Origin of the sequence: Protofrankia sp. CiP1_Cm_nod1 (assembly GCF_920888515.1) — a bacterium.
Lineage (GTDB): Bacteria > Actinomycetota > Actinomycetes > Frankiales > Frankiaceae > Protofrankia.
Genome location: NZ_CAKKTM010000350.1, coordinates 8661 through 18852, shown reverse-complemented (window position 1 = coordinate 18852; position 10192 = coordinate 8661). Strand labels below are relative to the sequence as shown.

Here is a 10192-nt window from a genome sequence, read left to right as displayed (position 1 = left end):
GTCCAGCGCGGTCCGCGGCGCCGCCAGCAGTGTGCGCAGCAGCGCCCGCAGGCCGTCCCGGCCGGTGCGGGCGGGGACGAGCCGCGGCCCGTGGCCGGTCGTCAGCACCACCGCGCCCAGCCGGTTGCCGCTGCGTGCCGTCAGGTAGCCTATGGCGGCCACGGCGGCGATCGCGAGGTCGCGCTTCTCCAGCCTGGCGGTGCCGAACTCAAGGCTCGCCGTCAGGTCGACGAGCACCCAGGTCTCCAGCTCACGGTCGGCGACGAGGTCATACACGTGCGGGACGGTGGTGCGGGCCGTGACCGCCCAGTCCATCCGCCGCACGTCGTCCCCGACGTGGTAGGTGCGGCTTTCGGCCTTCTCCGTCCCCGAGCCGGGCACCAGGCCCAGGTGGTTGCCGAGCAGCAGGCCGTCCAGCCGGCGGGTGACGGTCAGCTCGAGGCGGCGCAGGGTCCGTTCGATCGCCGGATCCGCCGCTGCCGCCCCGGACCCACCCGGCATGGGCTGTGCCGGCTGGACGGGCTGTGCCGGCTGGACGCCGTGGCCGCCGGTCCGGCTCGTCCCGCTGGCCGCGCCCGTCCCACCGGGCATACTCGCGTCCGTCCCGCCGGGTGTTGCCGGCGTGCCTGCTCTGCCGCCGCGGCGTGGCCCGGGAGCGGGCCGTTGCGTTGGCTGGTTCACTCTCACGCCGACGTTTCCTGGCCGAGGTACTCGGGGAATCCGTGCGGGTTGGTGGTCCAGTGCCCGGGATAGTCCTGCTGACGGGGCGTGACCCGGGGGGGGCGGGTGCCGTGCAGGATCCGTTCGGCGATGGCCCGCGCGGACAGCCCCTCCGCCAGCGCCTCGTAGGACAGCACCAGCCGGTGCGGCAGCACGTCCGGCGCGACCGCGGCGACGTCGTCCGGCACGACGTAGTCCCGGCCGCGCAGCATCGCCAGCGCCCGGGCCGCCGCGACCAGGCCGAGCGACGCGCGCGGTGACGCGCCGTAGGCGAGATGGCCGGCGAGTTCGGGCATTCCGAACTCCGCCGGCGCCCGGGTCGCCAGCACCATGCGGACCGCGTAGTCGGCGATCGCGTGGTGCACGAACACGTCGGTGGCGCGCTCCTGCAGCTTGATCAGCGTGGGCGGGTCCAGGACGCGCTCGGCCCGGGGTGGCTGCGTGCCCATCCGTCGGACGATCTCCAGCTCCTCGTGGCCGCTGGGATACGGCACGTCCACCTTCATCAGGAACCGGTCACGCTGCGCCTCCGGGAGCGGGTACACCCCTTCGGACTCGATCGGGTTCTGCGTCGCCAGCACGAGGAACGGCACCGGCAGCCGGTGGGTGACGCCGCCGAGGGAGACCTGTCGCTCGGCCATCACCTCCAGCAGCGCCGACTGCACCTTGGCGGGCGCCCGGTTGATCTCGTCGGCGAGGACGAAGTTCGCGAAGATGGGCCCCAGCTCCACATCGAAGGCCTCCCGGGTCTGCCGGTAGACCCGGGTGCCGATGATGTCGGAGACGACCAGGTCGCTGGTGAACTGGATACGGGTGAACGTCCCTCCGACCACCGTGGCGAGGGTCTGGACGGCGAGGGTCTTGGCCACCCCCGGCACCCCCTCCAGCAGGCAGTGGCCGCGGGCGAGCAGCGCCACCAGCATCCGCTCGACCATGTGGTCCTGGCCGACGATCACCTTCTTGACCTCAAAGAGAGCGCGTTCGAGATGGTCGGCGTCGGTGGCCGTGTCCGGGCTGGCGAGGGACGCCTCGCCGCCCGCCGCGGGCTTCCCCTCCTGGCCGTGCTCGGGTGCGCGTGTCCCGGATCCGTCCGGGGCGCGCGCACCCGAGCGTGTGAGCCGTTCGTCCATGAGCTGTAGTCTCGCAGCCAGCGGCCGGAATCGAGACTTCAAGCCGAACTCGTCAGCCTGTCTGAACAATGAATTAAGGCGAATTAAGACGAATGAAGGTGGATCCGGGGCTTCCGTCCCGGGACGGAAGCCGGCTCGCCCGGTGCCTTTCCGCGGGACCGGGGCCGCCGGAGCCGTCCTGGATGATCACTCTGGCCGCCCGGATGCCGGGCCCGACCGGTACCGTTCCCAGCGTGCCAACCACCCCCGTCGGCGGAACCCATCCCATCGACGAGCCCCTTTCCCCTGCTGGGAGCCGTCTTCTCGGTGGGAGCCGTCCTCTCGGCGCGGCGTGTGGCGGGGAGGGCCGATGACGGACGTCCTCGTGGCCGTGGCCGCCGTCGTCCTGCTGGGCGCGGCCGGCTACGGGCTCGTGCTGCCGCGACGGCCGCCGCGCGAGACCAGCCAGACGGCGGGCGGGGTGAGCGCCGTCGAGATCCGGCTGGCCGCCGGGCGGGTCGAGATCGCCGAGGCCGACCGGGCGGACGCCCGGGTGGCGATGACCGTCCGCCGGCGCGCCGGCCGCTCGCGTCCGGCCCTGGAACAGGCCGGGGAGCTGCTGCGCGTCGACGGGCGCACCAGCGAGGCCCGGGTCCGGCTGACGCTGCCGCGGGCGACCCGGGTCCGGGCCGAGGTCCGCCGCGGGGAGGTGACCCTGTGGGGCTCGGACGGCGACCTCGTGCTCATCACCGACACGGGCACCATCGCCGGGCGGGAGCTGGGCGGGAGCGGTGTCGCCGCGCGCAGCCGCACCGGTGACGTCGTCCTGCACTTCGCCCGTCCCCCCGGGAAGGTGGCGGCGTACAGCGACAGCGGGGCGGTCACGGTCGTCCTGCCGGGTGGGCCGTACGCGGTCGACGTCGAGTCCGCGGATCCCGGCGCGGACTCGGTCACCCTGGATGTTCCGGTCGATCCGGGGGCGGCGCGGACGGTGTCGGTCCGCAGCCGGTCCGGCCGGGTGCGGGTGTGCGCCCCGACGCCCCAGGGCCCGGTACGGCTGTAGGCCGTGCCACAGGCCGAGCGGCGAGCGGGACGCGGCCTACAGGGTGTGGCGTGCCGTGGGGACGGCCGCCTCGTCCGGTCGTCTCAGCCGGATGGCTCGTCCGGATGGCTCGTCCGGATGCCTTGTCCGGATGCCTTGTCCGGATGCCTGTCGTGAACAGGACGTGTCCGGTTGTGCCGGGTCCGGCGCCTGACAGGGCTTACCCTCAGGGGTATGGCAGCGGTCAGGAGCGTCGTGGCGACCCGGGGGCTGACCGTGCGGGACTGTCTCGCCTCGGGCCGGCCGTCGTTCTCGTTCGAGTTCTTCCCGCCGCGGACCCCCGAGGGGGAACGCCACCTGTGGACGGCGATCAGGGAGCTGGAGCCGCTGCGGCCGTCCTTCGTGTCGGTCACCTACGGCGCGGGCGGGTCGACCCGGGCCGGCACGGTGCGGGTCACCGAACGTATCGCGATGGAGACGACCCTCACGCCGATCGGTCATCTCACCGCCGTCAACCACTCCGTCACCGAACTGCGACAGGTGATCGGCAGCTACGCCGGCGCCGGGGTACACAACGTCCTGGCGCTACGCGGCGACCCGCCCGGCGACCCGCAGGGGGAGTGGATCGCCCATCCCCAGGGGCTGCGCCACGCCGAGGAGCTGGTACACCTCGTCCAGTCGCTCGGCGACTTCTGTGTCGGGGTCGCGGCCTTCCCGGACCGCCACCCCCGCTCGCCCGACTTCGACACCGACGCGCGCTACCTGGTACGCAAGCTCACCGCCGGCGCGGACTATGCGATCACCCAGTTCTTCTTCGACGCGGACGCCTATTTCCGGCTGGTCGACCGGGTCCGCCGGCTCGGCTGTGAGGCGCCGATCATTCCCGGGGTGATGCCGGTGACCAACGTCGCGCAGATCGAGCGGATGGCGAAGCTGTCCGGGGCCGCGTTCCCCGCGGACCTGGCCAGGCGGCTGCACGCGGTGGCCGACGACCCGGCGGCGGTGCGGGCGGTCGGGGTGGAGGTCGCCGCCGACCTGTGCGAGAAGCTGCTCGCCGGTGGCGCGCCCGGCATCCACTTCATCACGTTGAACCGTTCCACCGCGACACGGGAGGTGTTCCACTCGCTACAGCGATGATCCGCCCACCACGGCGGCGACCCGCCTTTCACGGTGACAGCCGTGTCTACTCACCCGGACGTGTCGGGTGCGGCGGCCTGCCAGCTGTGGTGATCCTCGGGCCACCGGCCGCAGGGGGCGCGCGCTCCCCTGGGCCCAGTCGTCCCGTCGTCGTCAGTGATCTTTTAGTCGTTGTCCTCGTAGGCGTCGAAGACGCACAACAGCCATTCGTCCCGGAAGGGCTGCTCGCGCACGAGCGCGAAGCCGGCCAGGTTCGCCGCGTCCACCACGGCCGCCACCAGGTTGAGGTCCAGCGTGCCGAACACGGGGGTGATACGCACCGCGACCACCACCTGGTCGCGTTCGGTGTTGAAGACCGCTGTCGGGTCGAGGTCGTCGAGTGTCTCCACGACCAGTGGTGCATGCTTGGTCACCGGTTTCTCCTGCGGCCGCCCCCTGGCGGCCCTCGAAGGGCTGACGGTTGTCGGTAGTCCCGGTCGTCATCAGACGACGGAACGATACGCAGCAGGCATGATGCTCCGATGACCGCCCCGGTGCCGACCGGGCAAGCTGTCGCAAGACGTGGCCGGACCTACATGACAGTCATACTTCCACGAAACGCCCGTACGGGCCCGGTGCCGGCGAAGACAGCGGGCTGGCGCGGGCTCTCTCGCAGCTCCCGGGAGTCGCGGTCATCGTGGGCCTGGGCTTCCTGCTCCTGCGCCTGGCCTTCCGCAGCGTGGTCGTGCCGCTGACTGCTGCGATCATGAACCTGGTGGCCGCGGCGGCGGGCCAGGAACGGCCACAAGCGCGGACCCGGACCGTCCTCCGGCCGCGCTGATCTTCGTTCGGCCTTCCCCCCGGGCGCCGGAGCCCGCAGGGGCCCGCTGGACCAGCTCGGTTTTCGGGAGGCTCTCAGATGACGCGGGCCTGCCGGTGGTTGTCGCCGGGGCCGTGGGCGGGCCGCTGCTCGGCCGAAGGGGACGAAGGCCGCTCCTGGGCCGGCTCGGCGGGGGTGAGGCGCTTGCCCAGCACCGCGTATTCGATCCAGCTTCCCGGAAATCGAAAATTCGACAGTAGCGGAATGAAGCCCTCGCTGGCATACAGCCGTCGAGCCCTGCTGTCGGGTAGTTCCAGGGCGGACAGCGCGGCGGTCTGTTCCGGTGCCTCCCGCAGCAGTTCCCGCAGCAGACTGCGTCCCACCCCCCTGCCCTGGAACTCCGGCAGGACGTGGAGCTCGACGATCTCCAGACAGTCGCCGAGCCAGGTCACGGCGTCCTCGGGCCCCAGCGCGTCACTGACGACGTCGTGCCACCACTGCCCCTTCAGCCCCGGCAGGGCGTAGGTGAAGCCGACCAGGCGCTCGTCGGGGAGAAGGGCCGCGACCGCTCGCAGATCCCGGCGGTCGGCGTGCCGGCGGGCGTGCATGGTCCGTTCGATCGCCGCCCGCGCCGGGTCGGGCTCGTGGAAGTCCAGAAAGGCGGCCTTGTAGACGGCGATGACATCGGTCAGCCGGGCACGCATCCGCGCGGGTGTCCAGCGGATCAGCCTGATGTTCTCCACCAAGCCTGCCTCCTCGCGCTTTCGTTCCTGCCCCGGGCAGGCTGCCTGCCCGGGTGGCCTGTCTACCCGCGTCGATTACCGGCCACGCCTGGGCCGTGTCAGTCCCCTATACCATCTGAGGTCACTGACGATAACGGGTGCTCGGGGCGTTGCGCCCGACTCGGTCCGGATGAGGGCCTGTCGGTGAATCCTGTACGGTGCGGTGGCAGCGTGCCATATGCCAGGTGTTCCTGGTGGCCCGGGGCGTTCTCGCCGCCCGAGCCCCGCGTGGCCCGGCCTCGCCCGATCCTCGCTGTCGTGAAACAGACGGCCGGGCCGGCAGGGTTGCCGCGGCACAACCGCCGCTGACTCCGGTCGTCTGACCTACCGCCCGCTCGCCGGCTGGGTGACCGCGACCAGATGATCCCTGGCCGGGCCGGCCAGGTGCGCGGCCCCGGAGCCGGCCACCGGGCCGCCGACACCGCCGACACCGCCGACACCGCCGACACCGCCGACACCGCCGACACCGCCGACACCGCCGACACCGCCGGCCCGGCCGCCGGCCTTGTCCGGCCCATGTCGCGCTGGTCCGGCCGTGGCTTCCGACGATGTGGCGGTTCAGCCCACCGACGGTTCACCGCTGACAGCGATCCACTGCTGACAACGTGATAGCGGCCACCCGGTGGCGGCCACGACACCGCTCTCGGGGCACTCCCAGCCGTGCTCTCCGGCAACGTTGACGGTTCCGAGTGGGTGAGGTTTACTACTCCAGTAAGTCGAACATGTGTTCGACTTACTGGAGTAGGCCGTCGTGGCCTTGCCTACGACGACCAGAGCAGCTCGTCGTAGGCAAGGCCGTCATGCGAATAGCTGTCGCGCGAAAGATCGTCATGTGGATGAGCCACGTAGTGATGTCGTCGTATCGGAGGGAGCGGTCATGAGTCGGCAGGCCGTAGATCGACAGTCTCGAATCCAGGTCCCCCTCGCGGGGCTGCCTCGTCGTTCCCGCGACGAGCTGCTCATGGCCGCGCATCACGGCCTTGACGAAGCGAGCTTCGCCCGGGCTCCCGGGCAGCGGTACGCCCTGGCGCACCTGGCGGCGCTGCGGGCCGCCGCCGCTGTTCTCGTGGAACGGGCCCGGCCCCGCCACGGTCACCGTGGCCGGCCCGTCAGCGTCTGGCAGCTGCTGACACGAGTGGCACCCGAGCTGGCGGAGTGGGCACAGTTCTTCGCGGCCGGCGCGGCCAGGAGGACGGCCGCAGAGGCGGGCCTGTCCGTGGTCGGCGCCCGGGATGCCGACGACCTGCTCCGGCAGGCGGAGACGTTCCTCGCGGTGGTGGAGACCACGTTGGGCCTGCCGTCCCAGCCGGCGCTGACGGCCACGATCGTCAGCTGTGCCCCGCTTGTCGGCGTCACCCGCACGCCGGCGAAGGCAGGGGTGTGAACAGGACGAATACAGACAGCGCGGGCCGGGATGTGAAGCCGCACGCACACCGGGCACGGCCGGGGCACGGGTTCACCCCGCGTCCCGTGGACGGGCGGATTCTGTGGCTGCGGAGGCGGTGGCCCTCCCGCTGGCCGGTCGCGGCTCCTGAGCGGGCGGATTCTGGCCGCTGGAGAGACGCCTCCCGTTGTCGGGGGATCCTGGTTCTGGTCCGTCGGGGATCCCGGATGTCCGTCTACGTGCGGACGGAGGCTTCTGGCCGTCGGTTGTCGCGGGAGCCGTGTAGATCGTTTTGCGTATCGTAGATCAAACACTCACTATCGGTGACCGTTGGTGAGCGTCTTGATTATGACGGTAGGTCATTCGGATGGATTCAGTCATTGTTGGGGATGCCGCGCGATCGACAGCTGAAGGGTTGATCGGGGGGCTGAAGGCGGAAAAAGCGCGGGTTTTCCGCTCCTTCGGAGGTCATGGTTTCCGGACCGCCGACGGGGCGGTGCCACCGGACGCGCCTGTGGGGATCCAGGCGGTCACGGGACGAGCCCGGCGACGGCCGCCGGGCTGGGTGCTGCAGCTGATCGGTCTGTCTCTGGGCGGTCTCGTGGCCGGCATCGCCATCGGTTTCCGGCTACCGGCATGAGATTTCCGGCCACCGGTACGCGGGATGTGAGAGCGCAAGAGACGTACATGGAAGATGCGTACAGGAAACGCACGTGAGAGATGCGCCGATGCGTGAAGGGCGAGGGGGATGAGCCCGAGGGGGATGAGCCCGAGGGGGATGAGCCCGAGGGGGATGAGCCCGAGCGAATTGTAGCCACCCTGGCGCTTGGTCGCCCCGGTAGCGGTCGTTCGACGCCGGTCATCCAGTGCCGTCCCGCCAGCGTTGATCACGGTGCTGATCGTCATGGCGTCGGTCATCTCACCCTGACGTCGATCACCCCGGCGTCGATCACCCCATTGCGAGGTTCGCGGGAACCCGCCAGCGGGCATGGCCCGGGAAGGTCCAGGTCCCCGGGTCGCCTCGGGCTTCAAGGCCGCCGGGTCGCCGAGGGAGGTACGGCATGACCGTCAGAAGTCGTCCGGTGACATGGGGGGATCTGCGCCAGGCCGTGGTCTGGCGGGGGCTGTTGGACGCGCTGGCCACGGTGACGCCGCGAGCGGGCGACACGCTCGACGTGGTGGACGCGGGCGGCGGCAGCGGCGGGTTCGCGGTGCCGCTTGCCGAGCGCGGGCACCGGGTGACCGTGGTGGATCCCAGTCCGGACGCGCTCGCCTCTCTCGACCACCGGGCGGCGGAGCACGGGGTCAGGCATCTCGTGACAGCGCGTCAGGGAGATCTTTCCGTCCTGCCGGAGATCATCGGAGTGGGCCGTTCGGACGTGCTGTTGTGCCACACCGTGCTGGAGGTGGTGGACGAGCCGGTCACCGCGCTGACGGCAGCGGTGGCAGCCCTGCGTCCAGGTGGGCTGCTCAGCGTCGTTGCCGCCAACCGGGCGGCTGTCGTCCTCGCCCGTGCGCTCGCCGGCAGGCTCGCCGAGGCACAGCATGCGCTGACCGATCCCGGTGGGCGTTGTAGCGGCTCTGACCGGGCGCGCCGTTTCGATGGGGACGCGCTGGTGCGCATGGTAAGTGACGCCGGAGCCGATGTGATCGCGGTCCACGGGGTGCGGGTGTTCGCCGATCTGGTGCCCACGGCCGCCGTGGACGCGGATCCGTCCGCGGCGGAGCGGCTGCTCCAGTTGGAGATCGCCGCATCCTCCCGGGCGCCCTTCCGGGATCTCGCCGCCCACCTGCACGTCCTGGCTCACCGCCGGGACAACCGATGACACGACCGGACAGCACGGCCCAACGGCACAACCAGACAACACGGTCGGGCAGCGTGATCGGGCAGCACGATCAGACGGCATGACCAGATGGCATGACTGTGTGTGGCGGATGCTCGACTGCGCTCTCGTGGGCTCACAGGGCCGGTTGATGACGGGATGGGCTGGCGAGGGGCTGATGCGAGACCGACAGGAGGCTGGTGCCAGGGCGGACCGGAACGATCGTGATCAGGCGGGCGCACGGTGCAAGCGGTGCGGTACGCACGGGAGTGGCTGTCGAGCGCGTCCGGCATCCCTCGGATGCGGCTTTCCCGCGACGCCGTGGCCAGAAGCCATGGCCAGAAGGGCGTGGCAGGACGGAGGAGGGCTTCCGGCGCGGCAGTGACGAGGGCTTCCAGCGAGACGGCGGGACGGAGGAGGGCTTCCTGCGAGACGGCAGGACGGTGAGAGCTTCCGGCGCGGCAGAACAGTCAGAACAGTGAGGGCTTCCCCATGGCGACGGGGCGATTACACGCCGATCGTCCAGGGTGGGAGTGGGCCGGCTCCACCTGGGCCCGGGATGAGGGCTTCCCCACGGAAGCGGAACCGATCATACCGCGTGGCATGGGCCTTCGCACCTGCGGGGAGGAGCCAGAGCAGCAGGAAGCGATCGGTCTGTCTCGGCATGGTTGGTTGCCTACCGCCCATGCCCGGTCGTGCCTATTCTTGGGTGTCAGGTTCCGTCTGCCGGACCTGCCGGCCGTGGGAGGAGCGTCGATGCCGCTCTCGGAAAATGAGCAGCGCCTGCTTGATCAGATCGAGCGCGCCCTCGTCGAGGACGATCCCAAGTTCGCGAGCACGGTCCGCTCGACGAACCCTCGCACCTATCTCATGCGCAGGGTCCGCCGAAGCCTCCTCCTGTTCGTGGTGGGGCTGGTCGTCCTGCTCGTGGGAGTCGTTCTCAACCGGACACCGCTGATCGTGGTCCTTGGTGTGCTTGGTTTCGCCACGATGCTGTTCGCGGCGTCCCGGGGTGCTGCCGATCTTCGCCGGATCAGCGGTCGGGGCGGGGAGGCCAGCAGCCGCCGTCCGGCGGCCCCCCGCCGTCGGACCCGCCCCCCGTTCACCGAGCGGATCGAGGAACGGTGGCGCCGCCGATGGGATGAGCGTTGACCGGCAGGAGCCGTCGCCAGCCGATGAGATGATCAGTAGGCGGGATGGCCGTCGACCAGTAACGACCAAGTTGTGGTAGCGGTCGTTGACCGCGGGCCGGCGACCGCCGTCAGCCGGCAGTCAGCATGAACAACCGGTTTATGCGCTCGGCGGTCATGCGCCCGGCGTTCGCACCCTGTCCCGCTGCGTGTTCTGACTGTGTTGCCTGTTCCGAGCGTGCTGGCTGCGTTGGCCGTTCCGGCTG

11 protein-coding genes are annotated in these 10192 nt (G+C 70.9%); 7 read left to right on the top strand and 4 right to left on the bottom strand.

Features of this window, described 5'->3' with window-relative positions:
- Positions 1–501 (bottom strand): DUF58 domain-containing protein (locus NBX02_RS15685; protein ID WP_250291967.1); only part of this gene is annotated, 501 nt, incomplete at its 3' end.
- A 182-nt stretch (positions 502–683) separates the two neighbouring features.
- Positions 684–1850: an AAA family ATPase gene (locus NBX02_RS15680; protein WP_250284302.1), complete on the bottom strand. Its 1167-nt coding sequence runs from the start codon at positions 1848–1850 to the stop codon at positions 684–686.
- A gap of 349 nt (positions 1851–2199) precedes the next feature.
- Here NBX02_RS15680 and NBX02_RS15675 point away from each other — a divergent pair, with 349 nt between their 5' ends.
- Entirely contained in the window at positions 2200–2892 is a 693-nt protein-coding gene (locus NBX02_RS15675) for a DUF4097 domain-containing protein (protein WP_250284300.1), read from the top strand.
- Between the two features lie 213 nt (positions 2893–3105).
- Positions 3106–4008 (top strand): methylenetetrahydrofolate reductase [NAD(P)H], encoded by a 903-nt coding sequence (metF, locus tag NBX02_RS15670; protein ID WP_250284297.1) that lies wholly within the window; start codon positions 3106–3108, stop codon positions 4006–4008.
- 164 nt (positions 4009–4172) lie between these two features.
- On the opposite strand, the gene NBX02_RS15665 is transcribed toward metF, so the two are convergent.
- The gene (locus NBX02_RS15665; protein ID WP_013874333.1) at positions 4173–4421 is read right to left on the bottom strand and encodes a hypothetical protein; all 249 of its coding nucleotides are present in this window, start codon (positions 4419–4421) and stop codon (positions 4173–4175) included.
- 263 nt (positions 4422–4684) lie between these two features.
- On the opposite strand from NBX02_RS15665, the gene NBX02_RS15660 reads away from it, so the two are divergent.
- Entirely contained in the window at positions 4685–4828 is a 144-nt protein-coding gene (locus NBX02_RS15660) for a hypothetical protein (protein WP_250284296.1), read from the top strand.
- Between the two features lie 74 nt (positions 4829–4902).
- Here NBX02_RS15660 and NBX02_RS15655 read toward each other — a convergent pair whose 3' ends face one another.
- Positions 4903–5511, bottom strand: a complete 609-nt coding sequence (locus NBX02_RS15655) for a GNAT family N-acetyltransferase (protein WP_445548462.1) — start codon at positions 5509–5511, stop codon at positions 4903–4905.
- A gap of 438 nt (positions 5512–5949) precedes the next feature.
- On the opposite strand from NBX02_RS15655, the gene NBX02_RS15650 reads away from it, so the two are divergent.
- The 4 genes from NBX02_RS15650 (at position 5950) to NBX02_RS15635 (ending at position 9948) form a co-directional block, all read left to right on the top strand.
- Positions 5950–6198 carry a hypothetical protein gene (locus tag NBX02_RS15650; RefSeq protein ID WP_250291966.1) on the top strand — a complete coding sequence of 83 codons (249 nt, stop codon included), beginning with the start codon at positions 5950–5952 and terminating at the stop codon, positions 6196–6198.
- Positions 6199–6466: 268 nt separating this feature from the next.
- Complete coding sequence (locus NBX02_RS15645) at positions 6467–6973, top strand: SAV_6107 family HEPN domain-containing protein (RefSeq protein ID WP_250291962.1); 507 nt, start codon at positions 6467–6469, stop codon at positions 6971–6973.
- Between the two features lie 1061 nt (positions 6974–8034).
- Positions 8035–8799, top strand: coding sequence for a methyltransferase domain-containing protein (locus NBX02_RS15640; protein ID WP_250284294.1), 765 nt, complete (start codon positions 8035–8037; stop codon positions 8797–8799).
- Between the two features lie 753 nt (positions 8800–9552).
- The gene (locus NBX02_RS15635; protein ID WP_250284292.1) at positions 9553–9948 is read left to right on the top strand and encodes a DUF3040 domain-containing protein; all 396 of its coding nucleotides are present in this window, start codon (positions 9553–9555) and stop codon (positions 9946–9948) included.
- The last annotated feature ends 244 nt before the right edge of the window (positions 9949–10192 follow it).

What these genes read in the sequence shown, in the direction of transcription:
- NBX02_RS15675 (WP_250284300.1), top strand. Translation starts at nt 2,200, where the DNA reads ATGACGGACGTCCTCGTGGCCGTGGCCGCCGTCGTCCTGCTGGGCGCG.
- NBX02_RS15655 (WP_445548462.1), bottom strand. Translation starts at nt 5,511, where the DNA reads ATGCGTGCCCGGCTGACCGATGTCATCGCCGTCTACAAGGCCGCCTTT.
- metF (WP_250284297.1), top strand. Translation starts at nt 3,106, where the DNA reads ATGGCAGCGGTCAGGAGCGTCGTGGCGACCCGGGGGCTGACCGTGCGG.
- NBX02_RS15680 (WP_250284302.1), bottom strand. Translation starts at nt 1,850, where the DNA reads ATGGACGAACGGCTCACACGCTCGGGTGCGCGCGCCCCGGACGGATCC.
- NBX02_RS15640 (WP_250284294.1), top strand. Translation starts at nt 8,035, where the DNA reads ATGACCGTCAGAAGTCGTCCGGTGACATGGGGGGATCTGCGCCAGGCC.
- NBX02_RS15645 (WP_250291962.1), top strand. Translation starts at nt 6,467, where the DNA reads ATGAGTCGGCAGGCCGTAGATCGACAGTCTCGAATCCAGGTCCCCCTC.
- NBX02_RS15635 (WP_250284292.1), top strand. Translation starts at nt 9,553, where the DNA reads ATGCCGCTCTCGGAAAATGAGCAGCGCCTGCTTGATCAGATCGAGCGC.
- NBX02_RS15650 (WP_250291966.1), top strand. Translation starts at nt 5,950, where the DNA reads ATGATCCCTGGCCGGGCCGGCCAGGTGCGCGGCCCCGGAGCCGGCCAC.